Origin of the sequence: Amycolatopsis sp. NPDC004625 (assembly GCF_040609695.1) — a bacterium.
Classification (GTDB): Bacteria; Actinomycetota; Actinomycetes; order Mycobacteriales; family Pseudonocardiaceae; genus Amycolatopsis.
The window spans coordinates 1-18,831 of sequence record NZ_JBEXKX010000065.1; the positions used below are offsets into that span (position 1 = coordinate 1).

17 protein-coding genes are annotated in these 18,831 nt (G+C 72.6%); 11 read left to right on the forward strand and 6 right to left on the reverse strand.

Annotated elements, in window-relative coordinates; genetic code table 11:
* Window positions 1-441: 441 nt before the first annotated feature.
* Complete coding sequence (ychF, locus tag ABZW17_RS41550; RefSeq protein WP_354826875.1) at window positions 442-1,524, reverse strand: redox-regulated ATPase YchF; 1,083 nt, start codon at window positions 1,522-1,524, stop codon at window positions 442-444.
* A 90-nt stretch (window positions 1,525-1,614) separates the two neighbouring features.
* Here ychF and ABZW17_RS41555 point away from each other — a divergent pair, with 90 nt between their 5' ends.
* Window positions 1,615-3,069: an AlkA N-terminal domain-containing protein gene (locus tag ABZW17_RS41555; protein WP_354826876.1), complete on the forward strand. Its 1,455-nt coding sequence runs from the start codon at window positions 1,615-1,617 to the stop codon at window positions 3,067-3,069.
* Here the strand turns inward: ABZW17_RS41555 and ABZW17_RS41560 are convergent.
* From ABZW17_RS41560 to ABZW17_RS41570, 3 genes are read right to left on the reverse strand one after another with little or no spacing between them, the layout of a single operon-like run.
* Window positions 2,995-3,186 carry a DUF1737 domain-containing protein gene (locus ABZW17_RS41560; protein WP_354826878.1) on the reverse strand — a complete coding sequence of 64 codons (192 nt, stop codon included), beginning with the start codon at window positions 3,184-3,186 and terminating at the stop codon, window positions 2,995-2,997. The two genes, ABZW17_RS41555 and ABZW17_RS41560, sit on opposite strands and share 75 nt — an antisense overlap.
* 21 nt (window positions 3,187-3,207) lie before the next feature.
* Window positions 3,208-6,159 (reverse strand): SMC family ATPase, encoded by a 2,952-nt coding sequence (locus ABZW17_RS41565; RefSeq protein WP_354826881.1) that lies wholly within the window; start codon window positions 6,157-6,159, stop codon window positions 3,208-3,210.
* Window positions 6,156-7,307: an exonuclease SbcCD subunit D gene (locus ABZW17_RS41570; RefSeq protein ID WP_354826883.1), complete on the reverse strand. Its 1,152-nt coding sequence runs from the start codon at window positions 7,305-7,307 to the stop codon at window positions 6,156-6,158. Before ABZW17_RS41570 ends, ABZW17_RS41565 begins: the two co-directional genes overlap by 4 nt.
* A 231-nt stretch (window positions 7,308-7,538) precedes the next feature.
* Here ABZW17_RS41570 and ABZW17_RS41575 point away from each other — a divergent pair, with 231 nt between their 5' ends.
* Together ABZW17_RS41575 and ABZW17_RS41580 are read left to right on the forward strand one after the other, a co-directional pair.
* Complete coding sequence (locus ABZW17_RS41575) at window positions 7,539-8,453, forward strand: DNA recombination protein RmuC (protein WP_354826886.1); 915 nt, start codon at window positions 7,539-7,541, stop codon at window positions 8,451-8,453.
* A gap of 399 nt (window positions 8,454-8,852) precedes the next feature.
* The gene (locus ABZW17_RS41580; protein WP_354826889.1) at window positions 8,853-9,731 is read left to right on the forward strand and encodes a DUF6542 domain-containing protein; all 879 of its coding nucleotides are present in this window, start codon (window positions 8,853-8,855) and stop codon (window positions 9,729-9,731) included.
* Between the two features lie 95 nt (window positions 9,732-9,826).
* On the opposite strand, the gene ABZW17_RS41585 is transcribed toward ABZW17_RS41580, so the two are convergent.
* Window positions 9,827-10,822: a 4-hydroxy-3-methylbut-2-enyl diphosphate reductase gene (locus ABZW17_RS41585; protein WP_354826892.1), complete on the reverse strand. Its 996-nt coding sequence runs from the start codon at window positions 10,820-10,822 to the stop codon at window positions 9,827-9,829.
* Between the two features lie 142 nt (window positions 10,823-10,964).
* On the opposite strand from ABZW17_RS41585, the gene ABZW17_RS41590 reads away from it, so the two are divergent.
* From ABZW17_RS41590 to ABZW17_RS41615, 6 genes are all read left to right on the forward strand, one after another.
* The gene (locus tag ABZW17_RS41590) at window positions 10,965-11,693 is read left to right on the forward strand and encodes a lipid droplet-associated protein (RefSeq protein WP_354826895.1); all 729 of its coding nucleotides are present in this window, start codon (window positions 10,965-10,967) and stop codon (window positions 11,691-11,693) included.
* Complete coding sequence (gene xseA, locus ABZW17_RS41595; protein ID WP_354826898.1) at window positions 11,690-12,937, forward strand: exodeoxyribonuclease VII large subunit; 1,248 nt, start codon at window positions 11,690-11,692, stop codon at window positions 12,935-12,937. The genes ABZW17_RS41590 and xseA overlap by 4 nt, the downstream gene beginning before the upstream one ends.
* Window positions 12,934-13,332, forward strand: a complete 399-nt coding sequence (locus tag ABZW17_RS41600) for a hypothetical protein (RefSeq protein WP_354826901.1) — start codon at window positions 12,934-12,936, stop codon at window positions 13,330-13,332. The genes xseA and ABZW17_RS41600 overlap by 4 nt, the downstream gene beginning before the upstream one ends.
* A complete protein-coding gene (locus ABZW17_RS41605; RefSeq protein WP_043786198.1) occupies window positions 13,329-13,550 on the forward strand; it encodes an exodeoxyribonuclease VII small subunit in 222 nt (73 codons plus the stop codon). The genes ABZW17_RS41600 and ABZW17_RS41605 overlap by 4 nt, the downstream gene beginning before the upstream one ends.
* Before the next feature lie 85 nt (window positions 13,551-13,635).
* The gene (gene glpX / locus ABZW17_RS41610) at window positions 13,636-14,685 is read left to right on the forward strand and encodes a class II fructose-bisphosphatase (RefSeq protein WP_354826904.1); all 1,050 of its coding nucleotides are present in this window, start codon (window positions 13,636-13,638) and stop codon (window positions 14,683-14,685) included.
* An 8-nt stretch (window positions 14,686-14,693) separates the two neighbouring features.
* Complete coding sequence (locus tag ABZW17_RS41615) at window positions 14,694-15,446, forward strand: serine protease (RefSeq protein WP_354826906.1); 753 nt, start codon at window positions 14,694-14,696, stop codon at window positions 15,444-15,446.
* Window position 15,447: 1 nt separating this feature from the next.
* Here the strand turns inward: ABZW17_RS41615 and ABZW17_RS41620 are convergent, their stop codons facing one another.
* Entirely contained in the window at window positions 15,448-16,437 is a 990-nt protein-coding gene (locus ABZW17_RS41620) for an NAD(P)/FAD-dependent oxidoreductase (RefSeq protein WP_354826909.1), read from the reverse strand.
* 122 nt (window positions 16,438-16,559) lie between these two features.
* On the opposite strand from ABZW17_RS41620, the gene ABZW17_RS41625 reads away from it, so the two are divergent.
* Complete coding sequence (locus tag ABZW17_RS41625) at window positions 16,560-17,957, forward strand: class II fumarate hydratase (protein ID WP_354826911.1); 1,398 nt, start codon at window positions 16,560-16,562, stop codon at window positions 17,955-17,957.
* Window positions 17,957-18,802 carry a helix-turn-helix transcriptional regulator gene (locus ABZW17_RS41630; protein WP_354826914.1) on the forward strand — a complete coding sequence of 282 codons (846 nt, stop codon included), beginning with the start codon at window positions 17,957-17,959 and terminating at the stop codon, window positions 18,800-18,802. Before ABZW17_RS41625 ends, ABZW17_RS41630 begins: the two co-directional genes overlap by 1 nt.
* Window positions 18,803-18,831 lie beyond the last annotated feature (29 nt).

Below are 18,831 nucleotides of genomic sequence, written 5' to 3' on the forward strand. Positions count from 1 at the left end.
GCCCGGCTTCCAGTTGTGCACCCCCACCCCGGTCCGCAGCACTTTCCCGCCTTGACAAACCCGACCGCCGCCTGAAAATCCCACCGGAGGGGCGGGGGAGGTCGGACCCGCCACATAGCCACGGCAGAGCAGACCCACCGCAAAGCTGAGCCACGGGCAAAAGACAAAAGAATGTCCTCGCCGGACAGGCAGGCTCCGGGATGACCCTGGGACCCGCTGTCCCCCCGCCTTGGAGAGGTGGGCCGCTGGGTGGTCATCCCGTCGCCTGAACGAGGCCTATCACTTTGAGCCGGGCCCGCAACCTCACGCTGCCACCCCTGACCTGGTCTGCATGTTGCGGGCCCGGCTCAAAGTGATTTCACGGCCTCAGGCGACGGGATGACCACCCAGCTCCTTTGCTGGGACAAGCCTGCTGCGCGGCGGGACCGCTGCCCGGGCGGCTCACACGTTGAAGCGGAACTCGACTACGTCGCCGTCGGCCATTACGTAGTCCTTGCCCTCCATGCGGACCTTGCCTGCCGCGCGGGCTGCTGCCATTGTGCCCGCCTCCATCAGGTCGTTGTACGAGACGATTTCCGCCTTGATGAAGCCGCGCTCGAAGTCCGTGTGGATCACGCCCGCCGCCTGGGGGGCCGTTGCTCCCTGGGGGATTGTCCAGGCGCGGGATTCCTTGGGGCCCGCCGTCAGGTACGTCTGCAGGCCGAGTGTGTGGAAGCCCGCGCGGGCCAGCGAATACAGGCCCGGCTCCGGCTGGCCGACCGACTCGAGCAGCTCGCGTACCGATTCCTCGTCGTCCAGCTCCAGCAGCTCCGCCTCGACCTTTGCGTCGAGGAACACCGCGTCCGCCGGGGCGACCAGCTTGGTCAGCTCCTCGCGGCGGGACTCGTCGGTCAGCACGGACTCGTCCGCGTTGAAGACGTACAGGAACGGCTTCGTCGTGAGCAGGCTCAGCTCGCGCAGGGCGTCGAAGTCGACTTCCTTCTGCGCCTGGAACAGCGTGCGCCCGGCGTCGAGGATCTCCTTCGCCTTCTGGGCGTTGTCCAGCGCGGGCTTGTTCTCCTTCTTCGTCCGCGCTTCCTTCTCCAGCCGCGGCAGCGCCTTGTCCAGGGTCTGCAGGTCGGCGAGGATCAGCTCGGTGTTGATCGTCTCGATGTCGCTCGACGGGTCGATCCGGCCGTCGACGTGGATCACATCCGGGTCGTCGAACACGCGGATGACCTGGCAGATCGCGTTGGCCTCGCGGATGTTCGCCAGGAACTTGTTGCCCAGCCCGGCGCCCTCGGACGCGCCCTTCACGATGCCCGCGATGTCCACAAAGGACACCACGGCGGGGACCGTCTTCTCCGACTTGTACAGCTCGGCCAGCTTGTCCAGCCGGGGGTCCGGCAGCGGCACGACACCGACGTTCGGCTCGATCGTCGCGAACGGGTAGTTCGCGGCGAGCACGTCGTTGCGGGTCAGCGCGTTGAACAGGGTGGACTTGCCGACGTTGGGCAGGCCGACGATACCGAGGGTGAGGCTCACGACCCCGCAGTCTACGTGCCCGCCCCGGTCGGGACCCACGCACCCAACGCCGTGGCGGATTTCCGCCAGCGATGGCGCTGACCTGCTGACATGCTCGGAGGCATGGTCACCGAAACACTCTGGCGCGACGCCGAACGCTGCTACCGCGTGGTCACCGCCCGCGACTCGCGCTTCGACGGCCAGTTCATCATGGCCGTCCGCACCACCGGGATCTACTGCCGCCCGTCCTGCCCGGCGTCGACGCCCAAGGCGCAGAACGTCCGCTTCTTCCCGACGTCGGCCGCCGCGCAGGCCAACGGCTTCCGCGCCTGCCGCCGCTGCCTGCCGGACGCCGTGCCCGGCTCGCCGGACTGGAACGTGCGCGCCGACCTGGCCGCGCGGGCGATGCGCCTGATCTCGGACGGGACCGTGGAGCGCGAAGGCGTCCCCGGCCTGGCCCGCCGGCTCGGGTACTCGGAACGCCAGCTCGGCCGGGTCCTCACCGCCGAGCTGGGTGCCGGCCCGCTCGCGCTGGCCCGGGCGCACCGCGCGCACTCGGCGCGGCTGCTCATCGAACTGTCCGAGCTGCCCCTGACGGACGTGGCCTTCGCGGCGGGCTTCTCCAGTGTGCGGCAGTTCAACGAAACGATCCGCGAGGTGTTCGCGACGACGCCTTCGCAGCTTCGCGCCTTCGCTGCTTCACGACGAGGGCGGCAGAGCGACGTGACCGGGACCCGGCTCAGCCTGCGGTTGCCGTTCCGGCCGCCCTTCGACGCTCCGGGGCTGCTTCGCTTCTTCGCCGACAACGCGATCCCAGGCGTCGAGGAAGTCACCTCGGAGTCCTACGCGCGCACGCTGCGGCTCGCCCACGGCACCGGCGTCGTGCGGCTGACGCCGTCGCCGGACCACGTGCGCTGCGAGCTGATGCTCACCGACCTGCGTGACCTCGGCAGCGCGGTCAGCCGCGTGCGCCGGCTGCTCGACCTCGACGCCGACCCCGCGGCGGTCACCCGCGTCCTCGGTGCCGACCCGGCGCTGGCGCCGCTCGTCGCGGCCGCGCCGGGGATGCGGGTGCCCGGCGCCGTCGACGGCGAGGAGCTGCTGCTTCGCGCCCTGCTCGACGAGGTGCCGCCGGGCGAGGAGGTGCCGGGCGAGTGGGGCGTGACGCGGCTGTTCCCGACCGCGGCCCAGGTCGCAACGGCCGGGCTCGGCGAAACCGTCACCGGCGTGGCCGCCGCCCTGGCCGAAGGGCGGCTGGACGTCCACGTCGGCCGGGAGGCGGCCGAACTGCGCGCGGAGCTGCTGGACTACGTCGACCCGTCGACGGCGGACTACGTCGTGATGCGTGTCCTCGGCGCGCCGGACGTCCTGCTCTGCGGCGATCCCGAGGTCCGCCGCGGCGCCGAGGCGCTGGAGATCCCGCCGGAGTCGCTGGGCGAGCGGGCGCGCGCGTGGACGCCGTGGTGTTCCTACGCCGGGAGGTACCTCCGGCTAGCCCTGTCCGCCCGGCCAGAGGACGGCCTGGGCGACGATGACCTGGTCGCCGTCGAAGGTCGCCGCCGGTGAGCCGTACAGGCGGTAGCCGAGGTCCAGGGCTTCGCTGACCCGGTGGCAGAACTTCGCGTCGTCCGGGCCGGTGAGCACGCGGTAGCGGGGCAGGCCGTTCGGCGGCTGGTCGGTCATGGCTCCATCTTGGCCGGGCGATCAGCCGGCGCGCACCTCCAGCGTCGAGCCGGTGCGGGACTTGCGGACGCGCAGCCGGGTCGGGATCCGCTGCCGCAGCTCCTCGACGTGCGACACCAGCCCGACCACCCGGCCGCCGGCGCGCAGCTCGTCGAGGATGTTCATCACGACGTCGAGGGTTTCGGCGTCCAGCGTGCCGAAGCCCTCGTCGACGAACAGGGTGTCCAGGAGCGCGCCGCCGGTCTCCCCCGCGACGACGTCGGCCAGCCCGAGCGCGAGGGCCAGCGACGCGAGGAACGACTCGCCGCCGGACAGCGTCTTCGCCGGGCGGATGGTGCCCGAGTAGTCGTCCAGGACGTCGATGCCGAGGCCGCCCCGGGTGCCGCGCGCGCCGGCCGCGTCCGAGTGCACGAAGGAGTAGCGGCCCTGGCTCATCGTGCGCAGCCGGTGCGTGGCCGCGACGGCGACTTCTTCGAGCCGCGCCGCCAGCACGTACGAACGCAGTGACATCTTGCGGCTGTTCTGCCCGCGCCCGTTGACGACGTCGGCGAGCGCCCGCAGCTCGGCGTACTCCGCTTCGGCCGGGGCGAGCCCGGCGAGCGTCTCGCGCAGCCGGGCGGCGAGCCGGGTCAGCTCCTCGTGCTGGGCGGTGGCGACCCGCAGCGCCGCGTACGCGGAGTCGGCGCGCGCCCGGGCCAGCTGCGCCGCGTCGGCCGCGCGGCCGACGTCCGCGACGTCGTCCGGCGAGATCCCGAACAGGTCCGGTTCGGCCAGCAGCGCCCGCGCGCCCGCGGCGGCCGCCTCGGCCTCGGCGATGCCCTGTTCGAGCTTCTCGATCTGCTCGTCCGGCAGCATCGCGGCCCTGGCCTTCTTCAGGGACGCGAACCCCTTCGCCTGCACGGCCGCCTCGACCAGCGTTTTCTGCTGGGTGACCCGTTCCCGGGCGCCCACGACCGCCGTCCGCGCCTCCGCGACGGCTTCGAGGGCCTCGGCCAGGCCGAGGAGGTGCCGGCGCCGGGCGCCGACGTCCGCGAACTCGCCCCGGCCGGCGACCAGGCGGCGCTCGCGCTCGGCCAGCCGTTCCTCCAGGGCCCGGACGTCGGTCGTGGCTTCGGTCGCCGCCTGTTCGGCCCGGCGGAGGCGCTCTGCCCGCGCTTCCAGGTCGCGCTCCAGCAGGACGACCTGCCGGCCCAGCTTCGTCTTCAGAGCCGCTTTCTCGGTCAGCACGGCGACCGTTGCGCGTGCTTCGGCCAGTTCCGCGGTGGTCGACTCGGCCGTGCGCCCGGCAAGCCGCTCGATCAGCCCGGCCAGCCGGGCCTTCGCCTCTTCCAGCGCGACGACGACCCGCTGCCGCATCGCGTCCGCCGCCTGCTCGGCTTCCTCGGCGGCGCGCTCCTCGGCCGGATCGACCAGCTCGACGTCCCGGTTCGCCTTGGCCGGGTGGTCGGCCGACCCGCACACCGGGCACGGCGCGCCGTCGGGCAACGCGGCGGCCAGCTCGGCCGCCATCCCGTCGAGCCGCCGCTCCCGCAGGTCCAGCCGGCGCTGGCGGGCCGCCTGGTGGGTGTCGACGACCTCGCGCAGCTTCGCCTCGCCCCGCTGGACCTTCGCCTGGGCCTCGGGCAGCTCGGCCGCGTCCTTGGCGAAGGCCCGCAGCTCGTCGACCTTCGCCTTGGCGCCGTCGAGCTTCGCTTCGGCTTCGGCCGCGCTCAGCGCGTCCGCGCGCAGTTTCGCCAGCTGGCCGGGGAGCGCGGCCAGCTCGGCCGTCAGTTCCTCGGCCTGCTGCTGCGCCGTGACGGCGGCGAGCTTGCGGTCGTCACGTCGCATGACGTCGAGCTCCTGCTGCTCGGCCTCGGCGACCAGTTCCGCGACCGCGCCCGCCTCCTCGCGCGCGGTGGCCGCCCGCGCCTTGAGGTCGCCGGTCGCCCGCGTGCCCGACTCCCGCAGCCGGGCGCCACGGGCCTTCTCCGCCTGCTCGGCTTCGGTCAGCTCCGCGGCCCGCCGGTCCAGCAGGTCCGCTTCGACGGCGACCCCGGCCGCCCGGCGCGCCGCCGCGACCTCCTGCGCCCACTCGGCGCGCTGCGGGGCCTGTTCGGTGATCTCGAGCAGACGCAGGTGGGCGGTGCGGACGCGGCGGATCTTCTCCGCGCCCGCGCGTTCCTCCTGCAGGTACGCGTCCGCCCGCTGCGCAGCCGACCGAGCTCGGTCCTCCTCCGCCGTCACCTGTGCGACTCGCTCGTGTGCTTCGGTGAGCACGGCGTCGACCCACTCGGCCACGCCCTGCTCGGGCACCTCCTGCTGCGCCTCCTGCGCGTACCGGGCCAGCAGCTCGCGCACGTCCCGCTGCCGGGTTTCCAGCTGACGGCCGCGCTCGGCGCGCAGGTCGGCGAACCAGCGTTCGACGTCGGCGAAGCGCTCGGTGCCGAACAGCCGCTCCAGGAGCTTCTCGCGCTCGGCGGTGTCCGACCGCAGGAAGCGGGCGAACTCGCCCTGCGGCAGCAGGACCACCTGGAAGAACTGGGCCGCGGTCATCCCGAGCAGCCGCTCGACCGTGCGGGCGACCTCCTCGATCCGGATCAGCCCGTCCGGCGCGAGCCCGGCGGGCGCGGTGCCGATCCAGCTCAGCGACACCCGCGCCTGCTGGGTGGTCGTACCTTCGCCGCGGCGCTTCGGCCGCTGGTACTCCGGGTTGCGGACGATCTTCAGCCGGTGGCCCTGCACGGTGAGTTCGAGGGCGACCTCGGTGATCTGGTCGGGCTCGGCGAGGTCGCAGCGCAGCCGCTTGGCTTCGTTGCGGGCGCCCGGGACCACGCCGAACAACGCGAACGCGATCGCGTCGAGCAGCGTCGTCTTGCCCGCGCCGGTTTCGCCGTGCAGGAGGAAGAGGCCGTCGGCGCCGAGCACGTCGAAGTCGACCACCTCGCGTGCGCAGTAGGGCCCGAAGGCTTCGACCTCCAGCCTGTGCAGCCTCATTTCGCGAGGGCCTCCCGGTCGGCCGCTTCCAGGGCCTGGAACAGGAGCCGCTCTTCGCGCGCGGTCGGCGGGGCACCGCGGCAGTCGTCGAGGAAGCCGCGCGAGACCTCGATGTCGGACCGGCCGCGGACGGCGTCGGCGTAGCGCAGCGGGGCGCCGGCGTGTCCGCCCGCGGGCTCCCACTCCAGGTGCACCGCGTACGGGAACCGCTCGCGCAACCGCCGCATCGCGTCGACCGGGCGCACCCGGTCGGTGACCGTGACCGACAGGAAGTGGCCGAGGTAGCGGTCGTGTTCCGGGTCCGCGAGGAGGTCTTCGATGGCGCCTTCGAGGGTGGCGAGGGCTCTCGGCACGGGCAGTTCGTGCCGCCGGACCTCGTGCAGGCCGTGCTCGTCGAAGTCGACCAGCCAGACGGATTTGCGTTGGCGCGCCTCGGAAAACGAGTACGCCAGCGGGCTGCCGGAGTAGCGCAGGTGCTCGGCGAGCGTCTGCGGGCCGTGGAGGTGGCCGAGGGCGACGTAACCGACGCCGTCGAAGACCGAGCCGGGCACCTGCTCGACCCCGCCGACCGCGATGGTCCGCTCGCTGTCGGTCGGCTCGCCGCCGGTGACGAACGCGTGCGCGAGCACGACCGACCGCGCGCCCGGCCGGGTTTCGAGGTCCGCGCGGATCCGGCGCATGGCCTCGGTGAGCACGCCGGTGTGGCCGCGCGCTTCGGGCACGCCGAGGGCGTGGCGCGCCGGTTCCGGCTCCAGGTAAGGGATTCCGTAGACGGCGACCGGGCCGTGGGTGTCTTCGAACAGCACCGGTTCGGCCAGCCCGGCGACGGTGGTGCGCAGGTGCAGGCCGCCCGCCGCGGCGAACTCCGCGAAGGCGCCGAGGCGGGGCGCCGAGTCGTGGTTCCCCGGCGTGACGACCAGGTGCGCGCCGGCGGCGCGGATCCGGGCGACGGCTTTCGTGGCCACCCGCACGGCTTCGGCGGAGGGCACCGCGCGGTCGTAGATGTCGCCCGCCACCAGGACGGCGTCGATCGCCTCGCCGGCCACGAGGTCGGCGAGGTGCCCGAGCACCGCTTCCTGTTCCGCGAGCAGGTCGGCGCCGTGGAACGTGCGGCCGACGTGCCAGTCGGAGGTGTGCAGGAATCTCACGGGGGCCAAGGTACGACCCGGCTCCGACGAAATCCCGCAGGCACGCCGCCGTCTCACTCGAACGTGTGTACTAACACGAGCGTGCCGGATCGGACACGCCCTGCGGGGAATCGATGTGTTCGCAGGTCAGCTACCCAGAGCGACGGTTCGGGTGCGGTTTTTGTCGGTGCTGTCCGCCATGATGTCTGCGAGCTCGATTCCGGGGCTCGGGATCCGGACGGAGGAGGCGAAGTGGCGACCGTGCTGACCACGGCGGCGATCGTGCTGGCGGTCCTGCTGCTGTTCGCCGTCGCCCTGCTGTGGCGGCTATATCAGGACGGGATGCGCCGGGCGGACGCGGCGGCCCGGCTGGTGGCGGCCGAGCGGGCCAAGGCGGACCAGCAGCAGCTGGCGCTGCGGCGCTACGAGGTCGCGTTCGCCTCGATCAGCGGCCGCGGCGAGCTGGGCGAGCAGGTGCTGGTGGAGACGGCGCGCGCCCTCGGGCTGCGCGAGGACCTGCACTTCACGCTGCAGACGGACCTGGGCGGCGGCGGCTCGGCGAAACCGGACATGGTGCTGCGGGTGGGCGGCGACCGCACGGTCCCGGTGGACGCGAAGGCGAGCATGGCGACGTGGTCCGAGGCGGTGGAGACCGACGACCCGGACGAGCGCCTGGACGCCCTGCGCGCGCACGTCCGCCAGATCCGGTCGCGGGCGGCGGAGCTGGCGGGCAAGGGCTACCAGCGCTGGGCGGACGCGATCTACGGGACGATCATGTTCGTCCCCTCCGACGCGGCGGTGGTCGCGGCCCTGGACACGGACCCGGAGCTGCTGCGCTGGCTGATCGACCGCCGGGTGTTCCTGTGCGGCCCGACGGGTTTCGGCGTGCTGGCTTCGGCGGCGTTGTTCGCGGCGAGCGACCGCACGCTGGAGGCGGACGTGGAGCGGGTCCGGACCGGAGCAGCGGCGGCCCACCGGGCGGCGGGGGGTGCGGTGGAGGCGTTGAACCTGTCGAGCACGCACCTGCAGCGGTTCCTGTCGGCGCGACGGCGGGAGCTGGAGGCGCTGGAGACGTTCCGGGCGACGGTGGCGCCGCTGTCGGAGGCGTCGGGGAGCCCGGCGGCTTTGCCGGCGGTGCGGAAGGGGGACGAGCTGGCGGCGAGCTGAGGGGTAGGCGAAGGCCAGACAGCCGCAGGACGGCCGCGGCGGTCGCGGTCGCAGTCGCCGGTCGCGGCGGTCGCGGTCGCGGTCGCGGTGGTCGCGGTCGCGGTGGTCGTGGTCGCGGTCGCCCACCGTCCGCGCATCGACGGCGCAAGTACGCGATTGCAACCCGGTCGGCTGACCCCGCCAACCGCGCCGCGAGCGGCGTGACCAGCGGTTTCGTCCTGCCGTCGGATGGCTTGCCGACCGCGAGGGGCGCCCGCCGAGCGGGCCCGGCACGCCAACCGCGAGCACGTTCACCAGCCTCCGCCACGGGCCGCCGAAGGGGCCCGGCAGGTGGCTGTCGGCCCATGTCGGCGGCGGTGCTGGCAAGATCTTCACAACCACGAGATACGGTGTTCGCTTGTGACCGCGATTCGCGATCGCCAGAGCGATCCAGATGCCGACGACGTCCCCGTGCCGTGGGATGAGCGTCCTGTCGTCGGTTCGAGGCGGGGACTGCCCTGGTGGGCCGCCGTCCTGGTCGGGCTCGGCCTGGCGGTTGTCGGCGCCCTGCTCGGCAAGCCGAGCCAGACGACCATCCCGGTGGTCTTCATCGTCTGCTTCATCGCCGGGGCCGTGATCGCGGTCTGCGTGGTGAAGCGCCGGGGGCTGTTCGGGCCCATGGTGATGCCGCCGCTGGTGCTGGCCGTCACCGTGCCCGGCGTCATCCTGCTGACCTCGGGGTCGCAGGGCGACGACATGCTGTCGAAGGCGCTCAGCATCGGCACTCCGCTGATCAACAGCTTCCCCATGATGGCCATCACCACCGGCATCACGCTGCTGATCGGCATCGTCCGCATCGTCCGCGAGCGCGATCCGGACGCCCCGAAGAAGCTCAAGAAGACCAGCGAGGACGACGAGAAGCCGCGCGCGGCCGCACGTCCGCGGCCGGCCGGGTCGAACCGGACCGGGCAGACACCCCTGCCCGCCGGTGCGCGGCGGGGCCGGGACGGCGAACCGCCGCGACGCCCGCGTCCGCCCGCCGACGGGGAACGCCGTGCTCCCCGGGCCGGCGCGCCCGCCGACCGCGGCACGCGCAAGCCGCCGCCGGCCACCCGGCGCACGCCCCGCCCCGAAGACGGCGACCCCCGCCGTCGCGAGCCACGCGGCGGCGACGCTCCGCGGCGGCGTCCGCGGCCGCCCGCCGAGGACGGACGGGACACCCCGCCGCCCCGCCGGCCGTCCGGCGGACGCACCGCGCCCCCACGGCGCAACCGTCCCTGGGACGACGAAGAACGCTGAACGACACACGGCGGTCACCTCGAGGAGGTGACCGCCGTGTGTGCGAAGAGGCATCACGCGTGATCAGCGGGGCCACACGCGTGATCGGGAGGGCATCAGACCTTCCGCAGTTCCTTGGGTGGGGCGAACGAGATCTTCTCGTTGGCCGTCGTGACCTCGTCGACGTCGGCGTAGCCGCGCTCGGCCAGCCAGTCCAGCAGTTCCATGACCAGGACGTCCGGCACCGATGCGCCTGAGGTCACCCCCACCGTCGTCACGCCGTCGAGCCAGGCTTCGTCGACCTCGTGCGCGAAGTCGACCAGGTACGACGCGCGTGCGCCGGCCTTCAGGGCCACCTCGACCAGGCGCTTCGAGTTGGACGAGTTCGTCGACCCGACCACCAGCACCAGGTCGCACTCCGCGGCCATCGCCTTGACCGCGACCTGGCGGTTCGTCGTCGCGTAGCAGATGTCGTCGCTCGGCGGGTCCGCCAAGCCCGGGAAGCGCTCGCGGAGCTGGTCGACGCGCTCCATCGTCTCGTCGACCGACAGCGTCGTCTGGGACAGCCAGATCACCTTCGACGGGTCGCGCACCTCGACCTTGTCGACGTCCTCGGCCTTGTCGACCAGCTGGACCTTGTCCGGCGCCTCGCCGGCCGTGCCCTCGACCTCTTCGTGGCCTTCGTGGCCGATCAGCAGGATGTCGTAGTCGTCGTTCGCGAACCGGTTGACCTCCTTGTGCACCTTCGTCACCAGGGGGCAGGTCGCGTCGATCGTGCGCAGGTTCCGCTCGGCCGCCTCCGCGTGCACCATCGGCGAGACGCCGTGGGCGGAGAACACCACCAGCGCGCCCTCGGGCACCTCGGACGTCTCGTCGACGAAGATCGCGCCGCGCTCGCGCAGCGTCTCGACCACGTGCTTGTTGTGGACGATCTCCTTGCGGACGTACACCGGGGCGCCGTAGACCTCCAGGGCCTTCTCGACGGCGATCACCGCGCGGTCGACACCCGCGCAGTAACCACGGGGTTTGGCGAGCAGCACCCGCTTGCCGGAGGCGGTTCCGGTGATCGTGGGGGTACCCGCGGGCTCGATTCCGGGACTCGCTGCACTCATGCCACCCAGGGTACGGGCAGCCCCGAGACGAACTCGAAGTCCCTTTCGGGTGAGCTTCGTCCCTCTCCCGGGCTGTGCCGCCGGTCACGCACTGCACCCATTCGGTTGGGCAGGAGCGGCGGTCATACGGCACGCTGGACCCATGAAGCCATTCCCGCTCCCCCTCCGGGTCGCCGCGGGCCTCGCCGTCTCCACCGCCGAGCGGGTTCGTGAGCTTCCCCGGCAGCTCGCCGGGCTCCCGGTGACCGTGGTCAGCCAGGTGCTGCAGGCGTCCATGCGCGTCCAGCAGCACGTCACCGAGCTGGCGATCAAGGGCGACAGCGCGCTGTCGAGCCTGCGCCCGGTCGAAGACACCCCGAGCTGGGCGACGTTCGACGAGGACGCCGCGCCCGACGTCCCGCCCGCGCGGCCGAACCTCGCCCCGGTCGCCGACGTGCCCGAACCGCGTTCGGAGATCAACGGCCGCGTGCCGTCGGCCGCCGAGCTCGAGGCGGAGCTCGGCGATCCCTGGGCCGACGAAGAGCGCGCGCTCGCCGAGGACCACGCCGACGGCGAGAACGACAGCGAAGCCGAACCGCCGAAGACGCCGAAGCCCGGCACGCCGAAGGTCGACAAGAAGGTCAAGAGCGAGACGCCCCGCACCAGTGCCGCCGGGTACGAGGGGCCGGCCGGGCTGACCGGTTACGACCAGCTCACCCTCCCGCAGCTGCGGGCGCGGCTGCGCCAGCTCTCGATCGACCAGCTCGAGACCATCCTCGAGTACGAGCGCGCCCACGCCGACCGCTCGTCGTTCACCGGCATGCTGTCCCGCCGGATCGCCAACGCCCGCAAGGCGGAACAGGACAGGGAAGACGGCGCGGAAGACCGGTGAGCACCGAGTCCGCACCAGCGCCCGCGAGCACCGCGGAAGCGCCGTGGCCGGTCCGGACCGTCGCGCGCAAGATCGGCGACTGGATCCACCGGCTCGGCGCCGTCTGGGTCGAGGGCCAGGTCACCCAGGTCAGTTCCCGTCCCAACACCCAGACCGCCTTCCTGACGCTGCGTGACCCTTCGGCCGACGTGTCGATGTCGGTCACCTGCCCGAACTGGCTGATCCGCGAGATGGAACCGCCGCTGCGGGAGGGCGCCAGCGTCGTCGTGCACGCGAAGCCGTCGTACTTCTTCGGCCGCGGCACGATCAGCCTGCGCGCCGACCAGATCCGCGCCGTCGGCATCGGCGAGCTGCTGGCCCGGATCGAACGGCTCAAGAAGCTCCTGACCGCCGAAGGGCTCTTCTCGGCCCAGCGCAAGCGGCCGATCCCGTTCCTGCCGAAGGGCGTCGGGCTGATCACCGGCCGCGCGTCGGCGGCCGAGCGGGACGTCCTGGCCAACGCGCAGGGACGCTGGCCGCACGTGCGGATCAAGGTGCTCAACACGGCCGTGCAGGGCTCGCAGGCGGTGCCGCAGGTCATGCGCGCGCTGCGGATCTTCGACGCCGACCCCGAAGTCGACGTCATCGTCATCGCCCGCGGCGGCGGCAGCGTCGAGGACCTGCTGCCGTTCTCCGACGAAGCGCTCTGCCGCGCGGTGTCGGCCGCGGGCACGCCGGTGGTCAGCGCCATCGGGCACGAGCCGGACACCCCGCTGCTCGACTACGTCGCCGACCTGCGCTGTTCGACGCCGACCGACGCCGGCAAGCGGATCGTGCCCGACCTGCGCGAGGAGACCGAGCGCGTCCGCCAGATGCGGGACCGCGGCCGCCGCGCGCTGCACGGCTGGGTCGACACGCAGGCGCGGCTGCTCAACCAGATCCGCAGCCGCCCGTCCCTGGCCGACCCGCTGGGCCCGGTCCAGCGGCGGCAGGACGACGTCGACGTCCACCGCGAACGCGCCCGCCGCGCCATGCTGACGCTGCTGGCCAAGGACCAGGCCGAGATCGCGAGCGCGCGGGCCCGGCTGACCGCGCTCGGCCCGGCGGCGACGCTGGCGCGCGGGTACGCGGTCGTGCAGTTCGTCGACGCCGAAGGCAACCTCCAGGTACTCCGCGCCGTCTCCGAAGTCGAGGCCGGTGCCCAGCTGCGCGTGCGCGTGGGCGACGGCGCGATCAAGGCGGTGGCGGAAGGGGCCCAGGAGTGAGAGTGACGTTCCTCCCGCTCACCGTGGACGCCGCCCGCCGGCTGGGCGCGCATCCGCTGCTGGACCAGGCGGTGCGCACCGACCGGGCCGCCGCCGAGTGCTGGACGGCCCTGCTCGCCGGCTGCGGCAACGCCGCCCGCCGCGACCTGGGCCCACAGCTGCGGCGGCTGTCCGAAGCGACGTCGATGCAGGTCGGCTCGCGCTGGTGGTTCGCCGAGGGCGCCGGGCACCGCAGGCGGGTGGCCGGGGCGCAGGAGAACCTCGAAGAGGCGATCGCGGACGGTGACGGGCAGGAGTTCGCCCTGGCCTTCGTCGGGTACGACCACGCCATGGCCAGCGCGGTAGTGTGCGCGAACAGCGTGCAGGCCCGGAAGGTCGGAGAACACCGAGCGTGAGTGAAACAACCGGCGAGGAGCTCGGCTACGAGCAGGCTCGCGACCGGCTCGTCGAGGTCGTCCGCGAGCTCGAAGCGGGCGGGCTGTCGCTCGAGCAGTCGCTCGCGTTGTGGGAGAAGGGCGAGAAGCTCGCGAAGGTCTGTGAGCGCCATCTCGAAGGCGCGCGCGAGCGCATCGAGGCTGCTCTGGCGTCCGTGGAGGACGACTCCGAGCAGTGAGGTTCGCCATGCCGACGGTATCGGGAAACACGGCGGGTATCTGACAGACTGTTGACCCGCCAGTTCCACGATCCGGGAGGCAATGATGTCCACCGCAGAGAGTCGTCGTGAAGCGCCCGACCGCAACCTCGCGATGGAGCTGGTCCGGGTCACCGAAGCCGCCGCCATGGCCGCCGGGCGCTGGGTCGGGCGTGGCGACAAGATCGGCGGGGACGGCGCGGCCGTCGACGCGATGCGCCAGCTCGTCTCGACGGTGTCGATGCGCGGGGTCGTGGTGATCGGCGAGGGCGAGAAGGACGAAGCCCCGATGCTGTTCAACGGCGAAGAGGTCGGCAACGGCGACGGGCCGGACTGCGACGTCGCGGTCGACCCGGTCGACGGCACCACGCTGATGGCCAAGGGCATGCCGAACGCCCTCGCGGTGCTCGCGGTCGCCGAGCGCGGCGCGATGTTCGACCCGTCCGCCGTGTTCTACATGGAAAAGCTGGCCGTCGGGCCGGACGCGGCGGGCCGGGTGGAGCTCGGCGCGCCGATCGCGGAGAACATCCGCCGGGTCGCCAAGGCCAAGCACAGCAGCGTCAGCGACGTCACCGTGTGCGTCCTGGACCGCCCGCGGCACGAACAGATCATCAAGGAGATCCGCGACGCCGGCGCGCGGATCCGGTTCATCTCCGACGGCGACGTCGCGGGCGCGATCGCCGCGGCCCGCCCGACCACCGGCGTCGACATGCTGGTCGGCATCGGCGGCACGCCCGAGGGCATCATCGCGGCCTGCGCGATGAAGTGCCTCGGCGGCGAGCTGCAGGGCCGGCTGTGGCCGAAGGACGACGCCGAACGCGAGAAGGCCATCGCCGCCGGGCACGACCTCGACCGGATCCTGCTGAACGACGACCTGGTGCGCGGCGACAACGTCTTCTTCTGCGCCACCGGCGTCACCGACGGCGACCTGCTGCGCGGCGTCCACTACCGCGAGGGCGGGGCGACGACGCAGTCCATCGTGATGCGGTCCAAGTCCGGGACCGTCAGAATGATCGACGGCTACCACCGGCTGAACAAGCTGCGGGCGTACTCCTCGGTCAACTTCGACGGCCACCTGGACGCGCCCGACGACGACGTCGTACCCCCGCTGCCGTAAGGAGTTCCGTGACCAGGCGACTGCCGGCCCTGCTGGTCCTGATCCTCGCCGTCCTGGTCCCCGGCACGGCCGCGGCCGCCCCCGGCATCGTCGGGGGTGTCGCCGCGGACCAGCCGTATCCGTTCACGGTCTCGCTGCACACCTCGTCCGGCAAGCTGTTCTGCGCCGGTGCGCTGCTCACGCCCACCTGGGTGGTCACGGCGGCGCACTGCGCGTTCGGCAAGACCCCGGCGGACCTCTCCCTGCGGGTGGGGACGAACGACTCGGGTCAGGGCGGGGAGGTCGCCAAGCCCGCCGAAGTCATCATCAACCCGGCGTTCAACACCGAAACACCGGGCGGGGACATCGCGCTGCTGCGGCTGGCGGCGCCGGTCACCGCGGCCCCGATCGGGCTCGCGGCGGCCGCGGCACCGGGCACCGCGACCCGGATCCTCGGCTGGGGCCAGACCTGCCCGAAGCTGAACTGCGGCGCGATCCCCACGACGCTGCAGCAGCTCGACACGCACATCGTCGAAGGCACGAAGTGCACCTCGGTGTTCGACGGCACGGCCGAGCTGTGCACCGACAACCCGGGAGGCAAGGCGGGAGCGTGCTTCGGCGACTCCGGCGGCCCCGAGATCGTGCGCGACGGCGACCAGTGGCTGCTCGCCGGCGTCACCAGCCGTCCGGGCAACAACGACCCGGAATGCGCGACGGCGCCGTCGATCTACACCTCCGTCGTCGCCTACGCGCCCTGGATCGCCGAGAAGACGAAGGCCTGAGCTACTCGGCGTTGCTCGAATGCCCCGGGAACAGGTGGGCGTCGGGATCGAGGGCGACGGCGATGTTGTTGACCGCCGTCGCGGCCTCGCCGAAGCCGGTCGCGATCAGCTTCACCTTCCCCGGGTACGCGGCGACATCGCCCGCCGCGTAGACGCGTTCGCGCGCGGTCGCCATCGTCGAGTCGACCGCGATCGCGCGGTGGTCGATCTCCAGGCCCCAGCTCTCGATCGGGCCGAGGTCGGCGGTGAACCCGAGCGCCGCGACGACGGCGTTGGCCGGGAGCCGCTCGTCGCCGGCGCCCTTGACCGAGACGTCGACGGCTTCGAGCGTGCCGTCCGGCGCTTCGACGAACCGCGTGACCTCGGCGTCGGTGATGATCCGGGTGCCGAGCTCGCGCGCCTGCCGGACGATCGACTCGGCGGCGCGGAACTTCGCGCGCCGGTGCACCAGCGTCACGCTCGCCGCGACCGGGTGCAGCGCGAGGATCCAGTCGAACGCCGAGTCGCCGCCGCCGACGACCACGACGTGCTGCCCCGCGTGCACGGCCAGCGAGGGGACGAAGTGCACCATGCCGCGGCCGAGCCAGCCGTCGCCGGCGGGCAGCGGGCGCGGGGTGAACTCGCCGATGCCCGCGGTGATCAGCACCGCGCGGGCGCGCAGCGTTTCACCGCCGTCAAGGGTCAGCTCGACGCCGTCGGCCGTCGGCTCGAGCTTTTCGGCCTTACGGCCCAGCAGGTACTTCGGCTTGAACGGCGCGGCCTGCTTCACCAGGCCCTCGACCAGATCCCGGCCGCGGACCTCGGCGAACCCGCCGACGTCGTAGATCATCTTCTCCGGGTACATCGCGGTGACCTGCCCGCCCGGCTCGGGCAGCGAGTCGACCACCGCCATCGAAAGGCCGCGGAACCCGGCGTAGTAGGCGGCGAACAGGCCGGTCGGGCCCGCGCCGATGATCACGAGGTCGTACGGCTCCCCAGCAACGTCAGTCATGCTCGCTCCAGCCAGTGGTGGATGGCGGTGATCGAGAACACACCCGATCCTAGCGTCGCGAGGCGCCGAGGGTGGGCGACGCCACCACGCGGGGCGGCGCGAACAGGTCCAGAATCGGTGTCATGGCTGAGCAGGAATACCGGATCGAACACGACACGATGGGCGAGGTCCGCGTGCCCGCCGAAGCGCTCTACCGTGCGCAGACCCAGCGGGCCGTCGAGAACTTCCCCATCTCCGGCCGGGGCCTGGAACGGGCCCAGATCCGCGCGCTCGGCCTGCTCAAAGCCGCCGCCGCGCGGGTGAACCTGAAGCTGGGCGTGCTCGACGCCGACGTCGCGAACGCCATCGCCGCGGCCGCCGACGAGGTCGCCGAAGGCGCCCACGACGCCCACTTCCCGATCGACGTCTTCCAGACCGGCTCGGGGACGTCGTCGAACATGAACGCCAACGAGGTCATCGCGACCCTCGCCTCGCGCGCCCTCGGCCGGGACGTGCACCCGAACGACCACGTCAACGCGTCGCAGTCGTCGAACGACACCTTCCCGACGACCATCCACGTGGCCGCGACCGAAGCCGTCACCAAGGACGTCATCCCCGCGCTCGAATACCTCGCCGGCGCCATCGAGGTCCGCGCCGCCGAGTGGGCCGACGTCGTGAAGTCCGGCCGCACGCACCTGATGGACGCCGTGCCGATCACCCTCGGCCAGGAGGCCGGCGCGTGGGCGTCGCAGATCCGCTACGGCGTCGAACGGCTGAAGTCGGGCCTGCCGCGGCTGGGCGAGCTGCCGATCGGCGGCACGGCCGTCGGGTCGGGGCTCAACGCGCCGGACGGCTTCGGCGAGGCCGTCGCGACCGAGCTCGCCATCGTCACCGGGCTGCCGCTGACCGAGGCGCGCGACCACTTCGAGGCGCAGGCGACGCAGGACAGCGTCGTCGAAACCTCCGGGCACCTGCGCACGATCGCCGTGTCGCTCAACAAGATCGCGAACGACCTGCGCTGGCTGGGGTCCGGCCCGCGGACCGGGCTGGCCGAGCTGGCGCTGCCGGACCTGCAGCCGGGCTCGTCGATCATGCCGGGCAAGGTGAACCCGGTCATCCCGGAGGCGACGCTGCAGGTGGTCGCGCAGGTGATCGGCAACGACGCGGCCGTCGCGTTCGCCGGCGCCGCGGGCAACTTCCAGCTCAACGTCAACCTGCCGGTGATCGCCCGGAACGTGCTCGAATCGGCGCGGCTGCTCGCGGCCGTTTCCCGGCTGCTGGCGGACAAGGTCTTCGCGGGCATCACGGTGAACACCGACCGCACGCGGACCTACGCCGAGGGCTCGCCGTCCATCGTGACGCCGTTGAACAAGTACATCGGCTACGAAGCCGCGGCCGCGGTCGCGAAGCAGGCGCTGAAGGAACTGAAGACGATCCGGGAAGTCGTCATCGAGCGCGGGTTCGTCAAGGACGGCAAGCTCACCGAAGAGCAGCTCGACGAGGCCCTCGACGTGCTGCGCATGGCCCGCGGCGGGAAGTGATGAGCGACGCGGCCGAGCTCGGCGCGTTCCTGAAGGCGCGCCGGGCCACGCTCGACCCGGCCGACCTCGGGCTGTCCCAGGGGGTCACGCACCGGCGGGTCAAGGGGCTGCGTCGCGAAGAACTGGCGCAGCTGGCCGGGATCAGCGTCGACTACTACACGCGGCTGGAGCAGGGCCGCGCGAAGAACGTCTCGGACGCCGTCCTCGGCTCGCTGGCCCGTGCGCTGCGCCTCGACGCCGGCGAAGAGGCCTACCTGCACAACCTCGCCGCGCCGGACCGGCGGGACCGGCCCGCGCCGCAGCGGATCCGGCCCGAGCTGCAGCAGCTGCTCGACGCCGTCCAGGCGCCGGCGTTCGTCTTCGGCCGGTACCTGGAGGTGCTGGCCTGGAACGCGCTCGGCGGCGCGGTCGCGTTCGACTTCGGCCGCCTCGAAGAGCGCAGCATGCCGAAGCTCGTCTTCACCGACGAACGCGCGAAGCAGCTGCACCCGGAGTGGGACGCGGTGTGCCGCGAACTGGTCGCCAACCTGCGCGCGGAGAGCGGGCGGCACCCCGGCGACCCGCAGCTCGCCCGGCTGGTCGGCGAGCTTTCGGCGGCCAGCGCGGAGTTCCGGCAGCTGTGGGCCGAACACGCGGTCCAGGAGAAGGCGCAGGGGTGGAAGCTGTTCGCCAACCCCGTCGTCGGCGAACTGCGGCTGCGGTACCAGACGCTGCGCCTGCCCGACGACCCCGACCAGGGCATGGTGATCTACCACGCCGAACCCGGTTCGGAGAGCGAGCGCGCGCTCGGCCTGCTGGCCAGCTGGATCGCCGCCGGTGAACGACCGGTGAACACTCGCCGATAGCCGTCCCGCACCGGGTTTCCGCTGCCTAC